The organism is Mesorhizobium muleiense (genome assembly GCF_900099905.1).
GTDB classification, from domain to species: Bacteria; Pseudomonadota; Alphaproteobacteria; order Rhizobiales; family Rhizobiaceae; genus Mesorhizobium; species Mesorhizobium muleiense.
This window is the reverse complement of the sequence record NZ_FNEE01000014.1, coordinates 35,199-54,454: the sequence shown is the minus strand read 5'-3', so window position 1 is coordinate 54,454 and position 19,256 is coordinate 35,199. Positions and strand designations below refer to the sequence as shown.

Below are 19,256 nucleotides of genomic sequence, written 5' to 3'. Positions count from 1 at the left end.
TTCAGGCTCGGCTGACGCCGATGCCTGATCGGTTCGGCGGCTGGCGCATGTCGCGAACGATACCCATGGCAATGGCCAGCAGCATGCCCAGAGCAAAGCCGGCGAAAGCTCCCAGGCCTGCCGTCACAGGGGTGCGGGGCGGCCACGAGCGACCCGGTGGCGGCACGGCGGTGGAAATCACCTGCACATTGGTGGTGTCGATCTGCTCGCGCTCGGTGATTTGGCGCGCGCGAGACAGGAAGCTTTCATAGACCGCCCTTCTCGAGGTGGCGTCGCGTTCAAGCTCACGCAGGGCGACCTGGGACTCGCTGTCGGTGAAAACGTTGTTCTTCAGAGCGTTCATCCTGGCGGTGAGAGAAGCCAACGAGGCGTTGGCCTTGTCCAGGTTGGCTTTTGCCGTGCCGACCGTGCGCGAGAACTCCGCCCTGAGTTGAGAACTGACGGTTTCGAATTCTGTCCTGAGCCGGACGATCGTCGGGTGGCGCGGACCAAAGGTCATGGACTGAGAATCGATCTGCTGCCGCAAGCCATTCGCCTTGTCGCGCAGCACTGAGAGTGCTGCCGAAACCGCGGGGTCAGGATTGGCCCCATTGACACCGGAAGCAACCAAGGCGTCGTAACTTGCCTGCGCCGCGATGACGCGCGATTGCGCCTCGCCAATTTCGCTATTGAGCTGCGTCATCGTCTGCGAACTGACAAGCTGGCCATTGCTGGCCGACAAATTGTGGCTGCGCCTGTAGCTCTCGACCTTCTCTTCGGCTGCCTGCACGTCGCGCTTGAGTTGGCCGAGCCGGCCCTCAAGAGCAGCTGCGGCACGGCCGGCGCCAGCAGCTTCGGCCGTGGCCAGTTCTTCCTGGAAAGCCTTCACCATGGCTTGCGAGATCAGGATCGCCTTGCCGGTGGTTTCTGCCGATACCGCGAGGGTTGTGACGAACGAGGTTTCATCTGCAGCGACGCTGACCCGCTGCGCCAGGCTTTTCTGGGCGACAAGCTTCGGATCGGACTTGCCGCCACTCACTGCAGCACCAGAGGTGGAAGCGGTCTGGTCCGGATCGAAAAACTCCGGATCGTTGGCGAGACCGAGTTCGTCCACCACACGTGCAAGCACGTTGCCGGAGGTCAAGATGCGCTGCTTGCTGCGCGCGTTCAGTATTTGGCTGTCGACCTGGCCCGGTTGCGAGTAGACATCGTTTTCCACAACCTGCAAATTGGCAGGATTGATGAGGATTTCCGTCGTGACGGTATAACGCTGTTTGCTCAGCAATCCGTAGGCGGCGCCGATGACGCCGCCGGCCACCGCCAGCATCAATGCCAGGACGAGCCCGGCACGCAGCCAGACAAAAAGGCGTCGAAAATCGAGCTCGAGGAAATCGCCGATCTTGTCGAGCGTCACCGTCGGGACAGGCTCGGGCGTGGGCAGAGTGACAGGGGCGGAGGGGCGCGCCGTGACCGGAGCATCCTGTTGCAGCCTTGCCCTGCTGGCGCGCCGCGCATTGGCGATCCGCTCGAATGCGCTGATATTGGAATCCGCTGTAGGGGGAGGGGTTGTGCCGGAAGCGGCGGACATGGCGCTAACTCTGGTTATTCGCTACGCGGACCAGCACTACAGAAAGATCGTTAACATGTCATTTTCCAAGTTGGCATATTTTGCCGAGTCAGGCACCGCGTCCGTTCAGCGGTCCCTTGAATGGATCTCGTTGGCCAGAATGGCGTCTGAATACCCTCACTTGGATCGGCGATGAGCTATCCCGCCGCCGTATCGGAACGATCCAGCCAGGCGCGCCGTCAGAACGCGCTGTCGCTGCTGTTTTTCCTGTGCGCGGCGTTGGCGTTCCTGCTCCGCTTCACGGTGTCGCCGCAGATCATGAACATGGTCGTCGACTATACCGCCGACGGCGGTTCATTCTACGAGAAACTGCATGTCGGCACCTATGCCATCTTCCTGCTGCTTCCTGTCGTTCTTTTCAGCCGACCGTTTCTGCTGCAGGGCGACGAAACTGGAATCTTCAAGGCCTTGCTGCTCTATTCTGCGGTGATTTTCGCGCTGGTGCCGTATCTGTTCATCACCGGCCGTGCCGGCTCCTCCGGGTTTATCATCGATACCTATCTGGTGGCGGGCGCCGCAGGCCTGTTGATGCTGGCCCTGAACGCGCAAGTGCGGCGTGCCTTGGGCGACCTCGTGCTTGGGATGGTGGTCCTCAGCGCTGTGATGGGCACGATCGAAGCGGTGACTCAACATCGATTTCTGCCCTACGGTCTCAACGAACTGCAGTTCAGGCCGATCGGCCTATCGGCGCACCCGCTGGCCCTGGGCGCGCTCTGCGCCACAGTCATCGGGTTCGTACCGCTGACGAACTGGCGCATATGGGTGCGGGTGCTGGCGATCTTCGTATTGCTCGTCGGCTGTGCTGCATCAGGCGCCCGCGCCGCCCTGTTGCTCGCTGCCGCAGAAACCCTCATCCTGCTGATGTTCGTGCCCTGGCCGCGCCTGTCGCTCAAGCATCAGCGGCAGGCCAAGTCTGTCGTGCTGCTGTTCGCCGTGGCGGGCGGCGCAGTGCTGGTGGCCATACTGTTTTCGGGCGGGCTCCTGAACCGATTCGGCAACACGATCTTTGACGAAAACTTCATGGCGCGGGTGACGATCTACCAGGTGTTCGGACTTGTCAGCTGGAAAGACATCCTGTTCGGCATGAACGTCGACGACCTCTTGGCAATCGTCAACGAGAAGTTGCATCTACCCTACATCGAGAGCGCGCCGGTGGTCATCATCATGCTGTTCGGCTTGCCGATAGCCGTGCTCTTCATCGGGCTGGTGTTCTGGTTCATTTTCCGGTTGCTGCGCGGGGCGCCGCTGCCGGCATGGATCGGCACTATGACGTTCCTGCTTGCTGCGCTGTCGAATAACGCGCTTTCGTCAAAATCGCCGGAGATCACCATTATCGTGGTGTTGCTGCTTGCCTATAGAAACGCCCCGTTTCGAAGCGGGCCGGCGAGCATACTGTCGGCCGCGGCTGCATCCGAGCCAAAACTGAATCGGCCTGGATAGCGCAGGCTCCAGACGCGTCAGCCGGCGCTATCCACAACCTCAACATTGCCTGCGCGGTTGAGCGTGTGAATGCCCGTGCGGCCCCATGCCGGCCCCGGGCCGATCGGGCGGGGCGGCGCAAAACTGACATCGAAATCGTCAAGCCGTTCCAGGCGCATCAACCCGAGACCGCCGCCATAGGCTCTCGACCCGTTTTGCACCGGCAGCACCAGGGCGTCACCGTGGCCGATAAAGGCGCCGCCGGGGCGAGCGGCCGAGTGATCGACGGCGATGGGATTGAGCGCGTGCGCAACCCACGGCCCGCGCAGCGAGGGTGCGGAATAGACCGCCATCGTGTCCGACGCGCTGCCATAACCGAACCGCTCCGTCCCCAACAGCCAGAAGCGGCCGGCCGATTCGAGCAGCGTGGCATCATTGAAATCCTTGTCAGTCAACAGCACGGTGTCGCGTACCCAGCGATCTGGAAACTGCGCGGCGCGGTAGAGCACAAGCTCGCGCGCCGCCGCACTTTCAGGAATCATGAAAATCTCGCCGGCCTGTGCGAACACCTGCGGATACGACAGGTGGTGCTTTTCCTCCAGCACCACTCTCGGCACGCCGAAGCTGCCGTCGTCACCCCGTTCGGCGACAGAAATCACGCCGCGACCCGTAGCGTAGGGAAATTCCTCGACAAACAGATAGTGGCGGCCATCCCGCTCGAGGACGAACGGATCGGCATAGAATCGCTGGCCATCGTCCGGCAGGACGGTGAACGGCTTACCGTCGAGCTGCCCGGTTTCGGCGACACCTGGCCCGTCGATCAGCCGATAGGCAACCTGCCAATAGAAGGGACGCCGTCCAAGCCTGAGTTTTTGCACGGCGCGATCGACCAACCCCTTGCAGAAAAAAGGCAGATAGTGCCGGACAAACCTGCCGTTCCTCGGGATCGGCGCCGGGCTATCGGCTATCGGCGCAAGTTCGCCCGCGGCAAAACGGGCGACGCTTTGCGCGACCAGCGAGATGGCCCCAGCGAGCAGGTCGTTGCAGCTGCGAGACAGCCAGAGCCGGTCGCTGAGCATCGGTCGGCCCCGGGCGACTGTGACGCCGTCGAGGCGAACGGCAAGTTCGGGCAATCGCCCGCTCGCCAGCATCTCGGCCACACCGGCGGGGAACGTGCTGCGGCCGCAAAATTCGAGCGTCAGAACCGGCGCGTCACGTCGTGCGGCAGTGCCGGTGAGATCGATTATGAGGTCGGCCGGACCAGAACCGCCAGACGGCAACGGCTCGGAGCGGCTTGCCAATGAGGGACCGAAGCGCCGGCTCTCGATCGCCAGCACAACATCCAGGCCGCGTGCAATCGGCGCAGGCGTCGGCGCGCGGCCGCTCGAAACCACGTGACCGGCTGCGCTCAACCGCACCAGAAGCGCATTTTCCCAGCGCCGAGATCCGACCGTGTGGCCGATAATTAAAATATTAGTCAATCGAATATATTCTTTTTCAAGACTACTCTGCCAGGATACCTATCGGTTCAGGCTTTCATAAGAGTTACCGGTGAGGACGTGGGCTTGGCTGTTAATCATATATTAAGATTTAAGGTCACGGAGGCGGCTTCTGCCGCTATTATAGCTCGTGGCGAATAATCGGCAGGTCGCGACGCCTTCTGGCGACCAGGATCAGCAATGAACATCCTTTCACATCCAAAACTGCCGTCCAGGCAAAAACTGCTGATCGTGTTCGGCACCAGGCCTGAGGCGCTCAAATGCTTTCCGGTGGTGCGTGCCGCGCTTGCCCATCCAGGTTTCATCACCGAGACATGCATCACCGGCCAGCATCGCGAGATGGTCGACCAGGTCATCGAACTGACCGGCCTGCCGGTGCATCATGATCTCAACATCATGCAGCCCGGCCAGACATTGTTCGACGTGACCTCGCGCGTGCTGCTGGGCATGGCCGAAGTGCTGGAGCAGGCGAAGCCTGATATCGTCCTCGTGCAAGGCGACACGACCACGGCGATGACTGCGGCTTTGGCTGCCTTCTACAAGCGCATCCCGGTCGCCCATATCGAGGCCGGATTGCGCAGCCACAATATCAACTCTCCGTTTCCAGAGGAACTGAACCGCAAGATTGCCGGCGATATCGCGACCTGGCATTTCGCGCCGACCATCCAGGCGCGCGACAATCTCATCGCCGAAGGAAAGGCTGCGAGCACCATCTTCGTGACCGGCAACACGGTGATCGACACGCTGTTGCATTTTTCCGGCGCGATCGACGCTGACAGTCTGATGAGCGCAAAACTCGCCGCCGGTTTCCCGTTCCTCGATCCGGCCAAGAAAATGGTGCTCGTCACCGGTCATCGTCGTGAGAATTTCGACGGCGGCATCCATCGTATCTGCACGGCGCTGAAGGGGCTGGCAATGCGCGAGGACGTGCAGATCGTCTATCCGGTCCATCCCAACCCCAATGTGCGCTCGGTGGTCAACGCAGAACTGGGCGGCGTGCCCAACATCCACCTGGTCGACCCGCAGGACTATCTGCCGTTCCTGTTCCTGCAGAAGCAGAGCTATCTGGTGCTGACCGATAGCGGCGGCGTGCAGGAAGAAGCGCCTTCGCTCGGCAAGCCGGTGCTGGTGATGCGTGAGAATACCGAGCGGCCCGAGGGGATCGCGGCGGGCACCGCCCGTCTCGTCGGCACCGATATCCAAAAGATCCTGTTGAATGCCAACAGCCTGCTCGACGACCAGGCGGCCTATCGCGGCATGGCGGAACGACACAACCCATATGGCGATGGCCGGGCCAGTAACCGGATCGTTGAGGAACTGCTGCATCATGGCTGAGATCAAGACCGTTTCCGTTATCGGCATGGGCTATATCGGCCTGCCGACCTGTGCCATCTTCGCCAGTCGCGGGCTCGACGTCATCGGCGTCGACGTCAACGAAGCGGTGGTCGAGAAGGTCAATCGCGGCGAGATCCACATCGTCGAGCCGGACCTCGATGGTCTGATCCAGAAGGTTGTCGCCAACGGCAAGCTCAGGGCTTTCAGCACGCCGCAGCCGGCGGACGCCTTTGTCATCGCCGTGCCGACCCCGATGACCGAGGACCACAAGCCTGACGTGAGCTTTGTGCTCGCGGCGGCACGCAGCATTGCCTCGGTGCTGAAGCGGGGAGACCTTGTGGTGCTGGAATCGACATCGCCGGTCGGCACGACGCGCATCATGACCGGACTGCTTGCCGAGTTGCGGCCCGACCTCAAATTTCCTCTCGTGCATGGCGAACAGGCCGATGTCCTGGTCGCCTACTCGCCCGAGCGGGTGTTGCCGGGAAAGGTCCTTACCGAGTTGATCAACAACGATCGCTCGATCGGCGGACTGTCGCGCAAGTCGTCGGAACGCACCGCAGCACTCTATTCAACCTTTGTTGCCGGCGACCTGTTCACGACCCAGGCCGAAAGCGCGGAACTGGTGAAGCTGACCGAGAACGCGTTCCGCGACGTCAACATCGCCTTTGCCAACGAGCTTGCGGCAGTGTGCCAGGATCTGTCGCTCAACGTCTGGGAGGTGATCGATCTCGCCAACCGGCACCCCCGCGTGAACATCCTGCAGCCGAGCCCGGGGGTCGGCGGCCACTGCATTGCGGTCGATCCGTACTTTATCATCGATGCCGCGCCCAACAGCACGCGGCTGATGGCTTCGGCACGCCGGATCAATTCCGAGCGTCCGTTGTCGGTGGTCAGGGATATACAAGCCTTGCTCGACCCATCCCGTAAGCAGACGATCGCTTGTCTTGGCCTCAGCTTCAAACCCAATATCGACGATATGCGCGAGAGCCCGGCCGTCGAGGTGGTGAAGCTTTTGTCGGATATTCCCAACCTGAAGATCATTGCGGCTGAACCCAACGCACACAGGCTGCCGCATGAGCTCGAGGGCAAGGGCATCGTCTTCACCGATGCGCTTTCCGCCATCGACCAGTGCGATATCGTCGTCCTGCTGGTCGACCATCGGCAGTTCAATCTGGTCGATCCCGAAGCGCTCAAGGACAAGAAACTCATCGACACCAGGGGTTTGTGGACCTGGCGCAAGGCACGCAAGCCCGACGCCCGCATCGAAGGCAAGAAATCAGCGCTCGAGGCGCTTCCTGCAAGTGCAGAGGAGGCCGCATGAACGCGCACGACCCGGCATGGGCGCAGCATCGCCTGTTGGCGTCGCGGCGCCGGGAATTCCTCGGCGCGCCGATCCATGCGCTGACCATGGCCGAGACGCTGGCCATCGCCGATGAGGCGATGACCCTGCGGCGGCCGCTGCATCATGTGGTGGTGAATGTCGCCAAGCTTGTGAACATGCGCAACAACAGCGAGTTGCGGGAGGATGTGGCGACGGCGGATGTGATCAACGTCGACGGCATCGGCGTGCTTTGGGGGGCGCGTCTTTGCGGGGTCGCGCTGCCGGAGCGGGTGGCCGGCGTCGACATCATGATCAATCTGCTGAGCCTCTGCGCAAATCGTGGCTTCAGGCCCTTCCTCCTGGGCGCCGAACAATCCGTGCTCGATGCCGTTGGAATGCGACTTGCCAGGGATCATCCGGGTCTCGTTGTCGCCGGCATGCGCAATGGCTATTTCAAGCCGGAAGACGAGGCCGGCATCGTCGAGGCGATCAACGCCTCGGGGGCCAACTGCCTGTTGGTGGCGATGCCGACGCCGCGCAAGGAGCGCTTTATCAAGCGCTATCGTGACGAACTCACCCCGAGTTTCGTCATGGGCGTGGGCGGCAGTTTCGATGTCTATGGCGGCAAGGTTGTCCGGGCGCCAAAACTGGTTCAAGCGGCCGGTCTGGAATGGCTGTTTCGCGTGGCACAGGAGCCGCGACGCTTGTGGCGCCGCTACTATGACACCAACACCGCCTACGCGGCGCTGCTGTGCCGGGAGTTATGGGGCCGTCGGGGACGCCGGAAGGTCGATCCATAAATAGCTTTACCAGCCGACGACCCTGGGCTGCTGCATCAGTCCGAAGTCGGAGCCGCTTTTTCCAGGACTATGGAACGACAATTCGGCAAATGCCGTTGCGGCCTATGCGAGCCGCAGCCGCGCCCTCAGCTTGGCTACGAATTGCATCGCGGCGGCGGGATAAAACAGCCAGGTCAGCCCGAAGAAAACCACTGCGCCAGCGGCACCGCCGGCAACGAGCGAGAAGATGGCCGGCATATTGCCGAGCAGAGCGCTGGCAAGGCTGGCGGCCAGCCCGGTGCTGAGCGAGATGACGACCGACATGCCGATGTCGCGCCATGGCACCGGCACCGGCGTCAGCCGTTCGCTGATGATGATGCAGGCTAAAAGGCCTGCCAGCGATCCGCCCGCCAGCGCCAAGGCAGCGCCGACCTCCGCCATCGGCGGGATCAACAGGACGGACAGCGCGATTGTCGCCACCGAGCCGAAGGAATTGGCGATGATCAGCAGCCACGGCCGCTTGTGCGCGTGCACCACGGTGCCATAGACGAAGCTGGCGAGATTGGCACACAGCACGCTGAAGGCGATGATCGGAAAGAGCAGGCCGAAACGGCCGTGATACTCGGCGGGCAGCAGGAGTTGCGTGATATCGCTGCTGAGTGCGACCAGCATCGCTGCAACCGGCAGGCAAAGGCGCATCATCAAGGCCATCAATTGCGACAGCAGCCGGCCCGATGCCGCGGGCCCGTCGTCGTCGAACCGGCTGACCACCTCGGGAAAGGCGCCCATGTTGATGGAATTGGCGACCATATCGATCGGCTGGCGGGCCAGTGCATAGGCTGCGGCGAAGATCGCCACCGCGCCGGCATCGTAATAGATCTTGAGGAACACACGCTCGGCGCTGTGCAGGCCGAAGCCGACCAGCGCCATGATGACCAGGGGCACGCCGAGGACGAAGAACTCCTTTTGGGTGAAGCGTGGCGGACCGGCAACGACGCGTCGGGATGCCATGACGCCCGCCACGATGCCGGCGATCAGTACACCGAGGCTGGAGCCGAGCGATACCGTCAGAAAGGAATCTTGAAACATGACGATGGCGCCGATCGGCAGCGCCAGCTGCAGCACGGCGCGCAGGAACTCGAGCATCGAATAGACCGAATGACGCTGCTGCATCTGCAGCACCGTCAACGCGTAGCGGCCGATGGAACCGGCGATCAGGTAGCTGCAGACGGCGATCGCGAACTCGACCCAGCGCTCCGGCACGATCACTGCAGAGGCGACCACGGATATGATCAGCGCCAGTGCCGTGCTGGCAAGCAACACCCGCCCGGCCAGCATCAGGCTGCCGCGGCTGACGTCGCCTTTGCCGCCAAGCCTGAGCAAAGCGATGCGCAGCCAGTTGGTGACCGCAATGTCGGTCATTTCGCCGATGGTCACCACCAGGGTCAGCAGCCCATACTCGGTCTGGTCGACCAGCCGCGTCACGATGACCAGCAGGAGCAGAGCGGAAATCCGCGTCAGCAGGATCGCCGGGGCGTAGATGAGCGTGGAGCGCAGCAGCAAAGGGTTGTCCCCGGAAAATTCCGCATCGACTAACCGTCGACCGGCGGAAAATCCAGCGCGACAGCGGCGAAGGGTGAACAGATTCAGTTTGAACTAAAAGATTTGCCGTAAACTTACCGGGAACGTTTGCTTTGTGGTTACGCGGTCCGTGCTATCGAGAATACCATGCTGCAAAGTCTCTTACCCGATCGAAAAATACATGTCCTGGTCGCGACCCCGTCGGGTGTGTCGGGGCAGGGCGGCATCGACCGCATCATGGCGGCGCTCGATCGCGAACTCCAACGGCAGGGAGACGGAAAGGTCGAAGCGCGGTTCCTTCCCAGTCGCGGTTCGGGCTCGGTCGCGCTGTCGGTCCTCTACATGATTGGCTTTTGCCTTCGGATGGTGGTCGCGCGTGTTGCCGGCCGTGCCGACGTCGTTCACATCAACGTATCGAGCTTTGGCAGTACCTACCGCAAGATGGTCATCGCGAGGTGCGCGCGATTGCTCGGCATCCGCTATGTGCTGCATTTGCATGGAGCTCAATACCAGACGTTCTGGAAGGAAAACCGCAGCTTCATGAGCCGCCGCATCCGGCATATGTTCGAGCATGCCGATCGGATCGTGGTTCTGGGCCGTATCTGGCGCGACTTCGTCACTGCACGGGCGCCAGGCGCGGCCGCGAACATAGTGATTGTGCCCAATGCCACCGAAGTCCCGTCCCTGGCCCATGTCGGTGGTGGAGACAGCGTTCACATCCTGTTCCTGGGCCGTATCGGCGACCGCAAGGGCGTGCCGCAATTGTTGGACGCACTGCATCGCATGAAGCCTGTCAGGCGGTGGCGCGCCACAATCGCCGGCGATGGTGACGTCGAGGCCGTACGGGCAAGATCGGCCGGGCTGGGGCTTGCCGGATGTATCGCCTTTCCAGGCTGGGTGGGTCCAAACGAGGTTGCATCGCTGATCGCTTCGGCCGACATTCTGGCGCTCCCCTCATTCGCCGAAAACCTCCCGGTCTCGGTCATCGAGGGAATGGCCTCCGGCCTCGCGGTGGTCACCACGCCTGTCGGCGCGGTAGAGGACATCATCATCGACAGGAAAACCGGGTTGCTGGTGCCGCCCGGCGATGTGGCGGCGCTGACCGAGGCACTGACAGAACTGGTTGACGACACGGCGTTGCGCGCCCGTCTTGGCTCGGCTGCCATGGCGGTGCACCGGGAACGGCTGGAGCTTTCTTCGTTCGCGGCATCGATATGCCGTGTGTGGCATGAGGCGGCAAACGGCAGGTCCGGTGCAAAATCATGAATTTTCTTGACGTAGCGCGCGGTGCCTATGTGCGAAGCCCGCCGGCGGTCAGGCGGCTGCTGGCGCCCATGCTGGCGCTGGCGCCAACTCGGGTAAAATTTGGTGCGACCTATCGGTCGTGGCGGAGCCGGATCGCCATGGCCGCCGAGGATCCTATCTATGCCGGGCAATTTCATCTGGCCGCGCTGCGCGCGCTGTTGCGGAAAGCCCATGCCGGCAGTCCGTTCTATCGCGATTCGATCGACCAAGCCCTCGGTCCTGGCTTCGATCTGTCGACGCTGGGACTTGCCGACCTGCGCCGCCTCCCGGTTCTGTCCAAGGACATCCTGCGGGCGGCTGGAACTGCAGCGTTGGCGGTGCCGATTGCCCAACTGGATGAGGCCTCCGGCAACGGCTCCAGCACCGACAAGCCATTTCGCTTCTATCTCGATAAGGATCGGAGCGCCCGCGAGATGGCGTTTGTCTACCACGTCTGGTCGCGGATCGGTTATGATGAAGACACGGCGCGCGTCTGCTTCCGCGGGTTCAGCCTCGATGCCACCGGCAAGCGATTGCATGAATGGGACCCGGCACTTCGCGAGCTAAGGCTCTCTGTCTTTCCAATGACGGTCGACGACGCCGATGCCTATCTCGACCTGATCGACGCGCGGGGCATCACGTATTTTTATGGCTATCCCTCGGCCATAGAGCTGTTTTGCCGGCATATGCGCGTGCTTGACCGAGTACCAAAACGGCCCGTCAAGGGCATGATGATGATCTCGGAGCCAGTCCATGCCCATCAAAGGGAGATCATCCGAAGCGTTCTTGGCAACGTACCGCTGTCCTGCTTCTATGGGCTCAGCGAAAAGGTGCTGTTCGCCGAAGAAACGCCCGGAGCCCCCGGCAGCTACGCGTTCAATCCTCTCTACGGCCTCGCCGAATTGGTCGACGCGGCAGGCGAGCCGGTAACAGAGACAGGCAAGGAGGGAAGGCTCGTCGGCACTGGCTTCCTGTCGACCGGCATGCCTTTCATCCGCTACGATACCGGCGACTCTGCCCGGTTGGTGGAACTGCCGAATGAGGCAAACGGCCAGCGGCTTAGAGTCGAGGCTGTCATGCCGCGCCGAAACGTCGACTATCTGGTGACCGCCGACGGCGGCCGGGTGGTGACGACGCACCTGGTGCCCGACGGCCCCGCATTCTTCGACGGCATAGAGGAACTGCAATTCTACCAGGACCAGCCCGGCGAGGCATTGATTCGCTATATCCCGACCGCCGGGGCGGCACCTGCCTGCGCCGCGCGACTCGTCGAGACGTTGGTCAACCGCACAAACGGTCGTATCCGGTTTTGCCTGAAAGCCGTGGACCGCATTGCCGCCGGGCGGGGCGGCAAGCGGGCGCTCATCAACCAGCAACTCGACATGTCGCGTTACTGAGACGCAAGACCCAGCGCTCGCACCAGTCCGGCATCGGCTATAGGCGGTCCGTCGGGGAGGATCAGCGACATCCCATGCGGATTGGCGAATTCCCAGACAGACCAGGGTATCGCGAAGCGTTCCGCCTGCTGGCGCACCGCCTCGAGATAGCGCAGACGGTCAGCGTCGAACGCGCCCATGCGGCCGTCCGCAGACATGAGGATGACGCCGAATTCGCCCATGAACAGTCGCCGGCCTGGAATGCCATGCGCCTCGGCCCAGTCGACCGCCTGACGGAAGCTCGCCTCGAGTTGGCTCGGCCCCCAATTCTGCTCGAAATACCGGGCGATTGCTTGACGCGCCGCGACCATGTTCATCACCTGCTCGACCGGGCTCAAGCCGGCGGCGTCCATCCGGGCCTTAACGGTTTCGGTCACCTTTTCGGGCGTGCTGCTGTCGGCCGGCCAGGGCAGCCCCGAGGCGAAAGCGCCTGTCCCGTCAGACCGCTGGTGCGTGAAACTGTGCGGCTCGTACATATGGAAGCTGTAGTAGACATTCGGATCGTCAAAGCCGGGGGCGAGATTGACCAGTCCGGCAATGCTGCCGCCACAGGCGCCTGTTGCGACGATGGTGAGTTCACTGCTGACTGCGCGAATATCGCGGACCGTGTCTGCCATGATCCGTTGCCAGTCATCGCTGCCGCTCGAATCACAGGGGTAGTATGCCGGCTCGTTGTAAGGCTCGAGGGCTACCTTGTCGGTGCCAACCCTGGCCAGCATGGCGGCGACCGCCACAACCATTTGGCGATAGCTGGCGACGCCTTCGCTGTCGGCACCGTCATAGATCATCTCCATGCTGTAGGCCGGAACCTGGGTGACGCCGTGCAGGTCGAAAACCACCTTGAGGCCGGCCGACGTGACCCGCTCGACCGCGGCGGCAAGTATGTCGAGCGCCTGCTGGCGTTTGGCGCCCCGGCTGGCAAGCAGAGGGCCGGGGTCGACGCTCAGCCGGACGAAGTCGAAGCCCATCGACCGAATGTGCGTAAACGCGTCGCCGGGCCAATCGGTGAGCGGCCTATGTCCAGCGCGCCACTCCTGCTCGCTGCGATAGGGCGGCCAACGGTAGGATCCATCCTCCTCCACCGGCGACCAGTTGAGCCATTCATGCACGCCAACGCCGCGCTGCAGCGGGATCGGCGCAGCGCTGGCGGCTATCGCCATGCCGAGCATCCACGCTGCAACAAACGCCGTCCTTCTCATCGCCACTCTTTCCGTTTCATGGTTGGAGATATTAACCGCAGGATCGGAAAAGAGGATTGCGGTCGCTCGGCTTTTCGACAGCATGGTATACAAGAATCGAAACCCTGGCGGGGCGGTATGAGAATCGGCTGGTACATCAACCGGTTGCGCAGCATGGAGCCGGCTGAGGTGTTGCACCGGCTGGGCGAGCAGCGTCGAAGGATCGCTTCGCGCCGCCGCGACGGCGGTTGGCAGCGTTATGCTTCGCCCCGGTTGCAGCCGGTGCTGCGCGGATTGCGCGATGCTGTGCTGGCTGCGACACCGGCACAACGGCAAGCCATAGCGGCGGCGGCGCAAAAGGCGCTTGGCGGCGAGTTTTCCGCACTTGGGCGGACATGGCCACGGCGCGATCCCGATCGGCTGTTTCCTCCCGAGCTTTGGCGCCTTGATCCGGTGACCGGCGGGCTTTGGCCGGGTGCCGAGGCCCATACTTTCGATATCGATTTTCGCAATGGCGGCGGCCGCGGCGATGTAAAATATGTGTGGGAGATCAACCGGCTGCAGCAGTTGCCGCCACTGGCCGCCCACCTGCTTCTCGCCGGCGACGACCAGTCCCGGAGGGCCATAGAGGCGGCGATCGACAGCTGGCATTCAGCCAACCCGCCGTTTCGGGGGGTTGGCTGGGCCTCCGGCATCGAAGTTGCGCTGCGAGCCATCAGCCTGATTGTCACCATGGACCTGGTCGGCGACCGACTTGGCGCGGCGACACGGCAGCACGTGGGCGAAATACTGGCGGCAAGCGCCTATTGGCTGCCGCGGTTCCCCTCCCGTTTTTCCTCCGCCAACAATCACCTCGTCGCAGAACTGGCTGGCGAGTATCTGATCGGCCTGGCATTGGGGGCCGCACCCGACGCTGCACGCGAAGCCCTCCTGGCTGAGGCGCGCAAGCAGATTCTCGCCGATGGCGCCGGTGCCGAGCAGACCCCGACTTACGCGGCCTTCACCGCCGAACTGATCTTGCTGTGCGCTGCCGCGGCACGCCAGGCCGGAACGCCGTTTGCCTCGCCCGTCGAAGCGCGCCTGGCCGCTTTTGCCAATTTTGTCGCCTGGCTGCCACCAGCCGCCGGCTTTGGCGACAATGACGAAGGTCGCGTGCTGACGCTCGGGGACGAGCCGGACTATGTCCGATCCGTCGCCGCCGCCATCCATGGCTTTCTACAGATGCCGGGCAACGCTGCTGAGCCCGACGATTTTCGGGCGCTTGTCTTTGGCACGCCGTCGGAGCCGACACCGGTGTCGCGTGGGCTGCAAACGTTCACGCAGGGCGGGCTCTCGGTCTGGCGCGGCGAGATGAACGGCCGCAGCATCGATCTGACATTCGACCACGGCCCGCTCGGCTATCTCTCGATAGCGGCTCACGGCCATGCCGACGCGCTGTCGCTCACCTTGTGCATCGATGGCGAGCCGGTGCTGGTCGATCCCGGCACCTGGCTCTACGGTTCGGGAGGCGTCTGGCGCAACTGGTTTCGCTCGACACCGGCGCATAACACGCTGAATATCGAGGGCAAAAGCCAAAGTATCATCGCCGGGATGTTCAACTGGTCGCACAAGGCGATTGCGGAGTTGGTGGAGAGCGAGCCGGGAACGCACTGGAAGCTGCGCGCCCGCCATGACGGCTATAAAAGCCGCTTCGGCGTCGTGCATCAGCGCACCGTGACGCACCAGGCCGACGGCATCGTCGTGAGCGACCAACTGCTCGGCGGCAGGCGTGTGGCCGAGATCGTCTTTCAACTCGCAGCCGGTCTCGGCACCGATCGGGACGAAAACACGGTCACGGTACTGCGCGGCGACGAGCCGCTGATAGCCATGCGCTTTCCGGACGCTGCGGTCGACATCCGTGCCGGCGGCGACGCACCGGGGCAGGGCGGCTGGGTTTCACCGCGTTTTGGCGTCAGGCAGCCGGCCGAACGCATCGCCTGGCGTGGCGAAGTGGGCGAAGACGGAATTGAGATACAGCTCGCGGCAATCCGCCGGCCGCTATGATAGCGACCGGCGCTGCAGCGGAGCGGCCTCTCCGGTGTTTCGGCCATGTTCGAGATTAATTGCGTTCGAACTTTTAGCGTTTTGTTACGGTTGAACTGCTAGTCTGGCGCAAATCCGGCATGCTTATGCTTGTTGCAGCCGCAATAGCCATTTGGCTGCCGGCAACATGCAGTGGGTTTGGCAAGTTTCTTGCTTCGCAATTCGCCGGATGGCCAGCTTACGGCCCAGGAGCCACCGCACCGATGTTTTCTGAATTCGCCGGATTGATTGTGGAAAAGCTTTCGAACGTCGATCTGGTGACGCTCGGCCTCCTGCTTTTCACCGCACTGGGGAGCGCGGTGGTCGCTTACTGGCGGACTGTCGAGCATAAATCCCTCAGGGACTTTTTCGATTTCGCTTTCCCGGCGGAAGTCATCCTGCACCCGTCGGCGCGAGCGGATGTCCTATTTTGGGTCACCAAACGGGCGATAATGCCATTCCTGCTCATCCCTGCCGGCGCCACCTTCGTTGCCGCCGTCGGCTATGGGACGCACCACGCAATCGGCTGGCTGCTCGGTATCGAGGCGCCGCTCATCGACGGCCCGGCCGGACCGGTGACGATCGTCATCTTCACCGCAACCATGCTGATCGCCTACGACATTTCGTACTATCTCTACCATGTCGCCCAGCACCACTTCCCGTTCCTGTGGGAATTGCACAAAGTGCATCATTCGGCCGAGGTGATGGTGGGAATCACCAAGGACCGGGTTCACCCGCTGGACGATCTGTTGAACCGTATCTGGGATGGCGTCATCCCGGGGATCTGCTTCGGCATCTGGAGCCTGATCGCGCTCGATCCGGCAGAGATCGCCATCTTCGGCATCAACGTCTATGTCATCCGCAACATCCTGATGATGGACTTTGTTCGTCATACCCATTTCAAGATTTCCTTCGGCCCGTTGAACAACGTCATCTTGTGTCCGCACTGGCACCAGGTGCACCACAGCATCGACCCTCGCCACTACGACAAGAATTTTGGCCTGCTGTTTTCGTTCTGGGATCGCCTCTTCGGGACGCAGTTTGTCCCGGATCCGGATGAAGACCTCAAATTTGGCCTGATAGATCGCGATGTGCGCGACTATCAATCGCTCTTTGGGCTTTACATCCTGCCGCTCAGGAAGATGGGAGGGCATCTCCGCAGACTGTTCCTGAGGCGTCCCGATGCCATCGCACAGGATCGTTCCCAATGAACACAATTGTTTCGATTGACGCCTCGAGCGCAGAGCGCCTGGAAGTTGTCCGTTCGGCGGATCGCCTGGCTGCGATCGAAGCCGATTGGATGAATCTCTGGCGTCGCACCGATGGGCTGGTCTTTCAGAGTCATGCCTGGATTTCGGCCTGGTGGAATACCGTAGCGGACCGTGACCAGCGCGCGCTGCGGATCGGCCTGGTCTGGAATGGTGACAGGCTCGTTGCTGTCGTTCCCATGGCGATCCGCAAGCGCAAGGGCCTGCGGTTTCTCGAATGGGCGGCCAGCAGCTATACCGATTACGGCGATATTCTCGTTGCTCCGGAATGCTCGTTATCGGCCCTGCAGGGAGTATGGGCCCGGATCTGTGACGCCGGTGGCTTCGATATTGCCTTTCTCAATCGTCTCTTGCCGGGTGCGGCGGCCCGCAAAATTCTCACTCCGGATCCCTCCAGCGGGATCAGACTTCGCCCCAATCACAGGGAGGAAGTCAGTTATCGCGTCGCCGGACAGTGGGCGAGCGGAGGGGCGTGGTTCGCGGAGCAGTCGAAAAAGACACGGCAGAATTATCGGCGCGGCGTCAAGACGTTGGAAGAAGCCGGCGAAATGAAATTTCGCCTGCTTGCGCCAGACGAGCCACTGCAGCCGGTACTCGACCGGCTCTCTGCCCTGAAGCGCAGATGGCTGGTCGAGCGCAAGCGTGAATCGCAACTTTTCGAAGAGGGAGCGCCGGTACTGGCCGCACTTGTTGACGCGCTGGCGCGTGCCGGCGTGCTGCACATTTTCGTACTTGAATGCGATGGCGCAATGGTCGCGGTTTCCATCAACTTCGTCCAGCACCACACCATGATGGCGTTCGTGACCACTTTCGATCCGGATTTCAGCCAGGCGTCGCCGGGCATGATCCTGATGATGGACTACATACAGTGGTCGTTCGATCACGGCTTGAGCACGGTCGATTTCCTGTGCGGCGCAGAGGCGTTCAAGCATAAATTCGCAACGCAGGGCGTTGTCCTGCAATCCGTCCTTGGGACGCGCACGGCGCAAGGCTCGCTCGCTTCCCTTGCCGATCGTATGCGTCAAAGGGTCCGGCACGCACGGGGGCGCGGATTGGCAACGACAGCTTGATTTTCGGCTTTGATCGGCGCCGGAACGCCGTGTCCGACCGGCAATGGCAAGCGGTGCCATATCGCTTCCGGGCCGCCGGCAGCACGAACTGCTCAAAGTGCCGATTGCGTCTGAGCTGGAACGACCCGCCAGATCTTGTTGCCGACATCATCCGCCACCAGCAGGGCGCCGCGCCGGTCTATCGCCACGCCCACGGGACGGCCAAAAGCCTTGTCGTCCTCGCTCAGGAAGCCGGTGAGGATGTCCTGGGGCGGGCCGGAGGGCCTGCCGCCTGAAAACGGCACGAAAATCACCTTGTAGCCGCTGTGCGGCCTGCGGTTCCACGAGCCATGCTGCCCGACGAAAGCGCCATTCCTGTATTGAGGACCGAACAGGTCGCCTGTGTTGAAGGTCAGTCCCAATGAAGCCGTGTGCGCCCCGAGCGCATAGTCCGGCTTGATCGCCTGGGCGACGAGGTCGGGCCGCTGCGGCTTGACGCGATTATCGACGTGCTCGCCAAAATAGCTGTAAGGCCAGCCATAGAAGCCGCCATCCATCACCGAAGTCATGTAATCCGGCACCAGGTCGCTGCCGATCTCGTCGCGCTCGTTGACGACGACCCAGAGCTCACCGCTTTCCGGATTCCACGACAAGCCGTTCGGATTGCGCAGGCCCGAGGCGAAGAGACGCGTCTGTCTCGAGGCGAGATCGATCTCCAGCACGGCGGCGCGGTTCTGCTCTGCCTCCAGGCCGTTCTCGCCGACATTGGAATTGGATCCGACCGTCGCATAGAGCTTCGTCCCGTCTTGCGAGGCGGTCACGTCCTTGGTCCAGTGGTGGTTCCTCCCCGCAGGCAGGTCGACGATCTTCTCCGCCGGTGCGGTGATCTCGGTCGCACCCTCCTGGTAGGGAAAGGCCACAATTGCATTGGCGTTGGCGACGTAGAGCTTGCCGTTGAGCAGGGTCATGCCGAATGGCGAGAACAGCCCGGTGAGAAAGGCGGTTCTGGTTTCTGCCACCCCGTCGCCGTCCTGATCGCGCAGCAGCGTGATGCGATTGGCGCTATGCGTCCCCGCGCCGGCCTGGCTCTGGAAGAAATTGACGAAGAAGCGCCGTATGCTGAAGCCCTCCTCCGGCCTGGGCGGCGCATTGCTCTCGGCCACCAGCACGTCGCCGTTTGGCAACACATACAGCCAGCGCGGATGGTCGAGCCCGCGGGCATATTCGTTGACTGCAAATCCCTGGGCCGCTGTCGGCTTGGTGCCCTGCGGCCATGGCATGGCCTTGGCGACATGGACGGTCGGCAGCCAGGTCGGATTGGGCTCCGGCAGGGTCGGGTTGGGGCCATAGGTCTCGGCGATCGGAACGGTCGCCTCTTCGCGCGACAGGAAGAAGATCGCTCCTGCGGCGATTACGAGAACAATGATCAGCATGAGA

At 62.4% G+C, this 19,256-nt stretch carries 14 protein-coding genes; 9 read left to right on the top strand and 5 right to left on the bottom strand.

The window, feature by feature from the left end; genetic code table 11:
- Window position 1: 1 nt before the first annotated feature.
- A complete protein-coding gene (locus BLT09_RS22070) occupies window positions 2-1,567 on the bottom strand; it encodes a GumC family protein (protein ID WP_091596648.1) in 1,566 nt (521 codons plus the stop codon).
- Window positions 1,568-1,738: 171 nt separating this feature from the next.
- On the opposite strand from BLT09_RS22070, the gene BLT09_RS22060 reads away from it, so the two are divergent.
- Window positions 1,739-3,046 (top strand): VpsF family polysaccharide biosynthesis protein, encoded by a 1,308-nt coding sequence (locus tag BLT09_RS22060; protein ID WP_091596641.1) that lies wholly within the window; start codon window positions 1,739-1,741, stop codon window positions 3,044-3,046.
- A gap of 17 nt (window positions 3,047-3,063) precedes the next feature.
- Here the strand turns inward: BLT09_RS22060 and BLT09_RS22055 are convergent, their stop codons facing one another.
- On the bottom strand, window positions 3,064-4,506 hold the full coding sequence (locus BLT09_RS22055; RefSeq protein ID WP_236473710.1) for a glucosamine inositolphosphorylceramide transferase family protein: 1,443 nt from the start codon (window positions 4,504-4,506) through the stop codon (window positions 3,064-3,066).
- Between the two features lie 198 nt (window positions 4,507-4,704).
- Here BLT09_RS22055 and wecB point away from each other — a divergent pair, with 198 nt between their 5' ends.
- The 3 genes from wecB to BLT09_RS22040 are packed head-to-tail and all read left to right on the top strand — an operon-like array spanning window position 4,705 to window position 7,983.
- Entirely contained in the window at window positions 4,705-5,859 is a 1,155-nt protein-coding gene (gene wecB, locus BLT09_RS22050) for a non-hydrolyzing UDP-N-acetylglucosamine 2-epimerase (RefSeq protein WP_091596635.1), read from the top strand.
- A complete protein-coding gene (wecC, locus tag BLT09_RS22045; protein ID WP_091596632.1) occupies window positions 5,852-7,183 on the top strand; it encodes a UDP-N-acetyl-D-mannosamine dehydrogenase in 1,332 nt (443 codons plus the stop codon). Before wecB ends, wecC begins: the two co-directional genes overlap by 8 nt.
- Window positions 7,180-7,983, top strand: coding sequence for a WecB/TagA/CpsF family glycosyltransferase (locus tag BLT09_RS22040; protein WP_091596629.1), 804 nt, complete (start codon window positions 7,180-7,182; stop codon window positions 7,981-7,983). The genes wecC and BLT09_RS22040 overlap by 4 nt, the downstream gene beginning before the upstream one ends.
- A 102-nt stretch (window positions 7,984-8,085) precedes the next feature.
- Here BLT09_RS22040 and BLT09_RS22035 read toward each other — a convergent pair whose 3' ends face one another.
- On the bottom strand, window positions 8,086-9,525 hold the full coding sequence (locus BLT09_RS22035; RefSeq protein WP_091596626.1) for a lipopolysaccharide biosynthesis protein: 1,440 nt from the start codon (window positions 9,523-9,525) through the stop codon (window positions 8,086-8,088).
- 165 nt (window positions 9,526-9,690) lie between these two features.
- On the opposite strand from BLT09_RS22035, the gene BLT09_RS22030 reads away from it, so the two are divergent.
- Window positions 9,691-10,809, top strand: coding sequence for a glycosyltransferase family 4 protein (locus BLT09_RS22030; RefSeq protein ID WP_091596624.1), 1,119 nt, complete (start codon window positions 9,691-9,693; stop codon window positions 10,807-10,809).
- A complete protein-coding gene (locus BLT09_RS22025; protein WP_091596621.1) occupies window positions 10,806-12,224 on the top strand; it encodes a phenylacetate--CoA ligase family protein in 1,419 nt (472 codons plus the stop codon). Before BLT09_RS22030 ends, BLT09_RS22025 begins: the two co-directional genes overlap by 4 nt.
- Here the strand turns inward: BLT09_RS22025 and BLT09_RS22020 are convergent.
- Entirely contained in the window at window positions 12,218-13,462 is a 1,245-nt protein-coding gene (locus BLT09_RS22020) for a glycoside hydrolase family 5 protein (protein WP_091596874.1), read from the bottom strand. The genes BLT09_RS22025 and BLT09_RS22020 overlap by 7 nt on opposite strands.
- A 117-nt stretch (window positions 13,463-13,579) precedes the next feature.
- On the opposite strand from BLT09_RS22020, the gene BLT09_RS22015 reads away from it, so the two are divergent.
- The 3 genes from BLT09_RS22015 to BLT09_RS22005 all read left to right on the top strand — a co-directional run bounded on the left by BLT09_RS22015 (window position 13,580) and on the right by BLT09_RS22005 (window position 17,840).
- Window positions 13,580-15,484, top strand: a complete 1,905-nt coding sequence (locus BLT09_RS22015) for a heparinase II/III family protein (protein WP_091596618.1) — start codon at window positions 13,580-13,582, stop codon at window positions 15,482-15,484.
- Between the two features lie 242 nt (window positions 15,485-15,726).
- Window positions 15,727-16,713 (top strand): sterol desaturase family protein, encoded by a 987-nt coding sequence (locus BLT09_RS22010; protein ID WP_091596871.1) that lies wholly within the window; start codon window positions 15,727-15,729, stop codon window positions 16,711-16,713.
- The gene (locus BLT09_RS22005) at window positions 16,710-17,840 is read left to right on the top strand and encodes a GNAT family N-acetyltransferase (protein WP_091596615.1); all 1,131 of its coding nucleotides are present in this window, start codon (window positions 16,710-16,712) and stop codon (window positions 17,838-17,840) included. The genes BLT09_RS22010 and BLT09_RS22005 overlap by 4 nt, the downstream gene beginning before the upstream one ends.
- 92 nt (window positions 17,841-17,932) lie before the next feature.
- On the opposite strand, the gene BLT09_RS22000 is transcribed toward BLT09_RS22005, so the two are convergent.
- A complete protein-coding gene (locus BLT09_RS22000) occupies window positions 17,933-19,252 on the bottom strand; it encodes a PQQ-dependent sugar dehydrogenase (protein ID WP_091596612.1) in 1,320 nt (439 codons plus the stop codon).
- Window positions 19,253-19,256 lie beyond the last annotated feature (4 nt).

What these genes read in the sequence shown, in the direction of transcription:
- BLT09_RS22070 (WP_091596648.1), bottom strand. Translation starts at nt 1,567, where the DNA reads ATGTCCGCCGCTTCCGGCACAACCCCTCCCCCTACAGCGGATTCCAAT.
- BLT09_RS22060 (WP_091596641.1), top strand. Translation starts at nt 1,739, where the DNA reads ATGAGCTATCCCGCCGCCGTATCGGAACGATCCAGCCAGGCGCGCCGT.
- wecB (WP_091596635.1), top strand. Translation starts at nt 4,705, where the DNA reads ATGAACATCCTTTCACATCCAAAACTGCCGTCCAGGCAAAAACTGCTG.
- wecC (WP_091596632.1), top strand. Translation starts at nt 5,852, where the DNA reads ATGGCTGAGATCAAGACCGTTTCCGTTATCGGCATGGGCTATATCGGC.
- BLT09_RS22040 (WP_091596629.1), top strand. Translation starts at nt 7,180, where the DNA reads ATGAACGCGCACGACCCGGCATGGGCGCAGCATCGCCTGTTGGCGTCG.
- BLT09_RS22030 (WP_091596624.1), top strand. Translation starts at nt 9,691, where the DNA reads ATGCTGCAAAGTCTCTTACCCGATCGAAAAATACATGTCCTGGTCGCG.
- BLT09_RS22025 (WP_091596621.1), top strand. Translation starts at nt 10,806, where the DNA reads ATGAATTTTCTTGACGTAGCGCGCGGTGCCTATGTGCGAAGCCCGCCG.
- BLT09_RS22020 (WP_091596874.1), bottom strand. Translation starts at nt 13,462, where the DNA reads ATGAGAAGGACGGCGTTTGTTGCAGCGTGGATGCTCGGCATGGCGATA.
- BLT09_RS22015 (WP_091596618.1), top strand. Translation starts at nt 13,580, where the DNA reads ATGAGAATCGGCTGGTACATCAACCGGTTGCGCAGCATGGAGCCGGCT.
- BLT09_RS22010 (WP_091596871.1), top strand. Translation starts at nt 15,727, where the DNA reads ATGTTTTCTGAATTCGCCGGATTGATTGTGGAAAAGCTTTCGAACGTC.
- BLT09_RS22005 (WP_091596615.1), top strand. Translation starts at nt 16,710, where the DNA reads ATGAACACAATTGTTTCGATTGACGCCTCGAGCGCAGAGCGCCTGGAA.
- BLT09_RS22000 (WP_091596612.1), bottom strand. Translation starts at nt 19,252, where the DNA reads ATGCTGATCATTGTTCTCGTAATCGCCGCAGGAGCGATCTTCTTCCTG.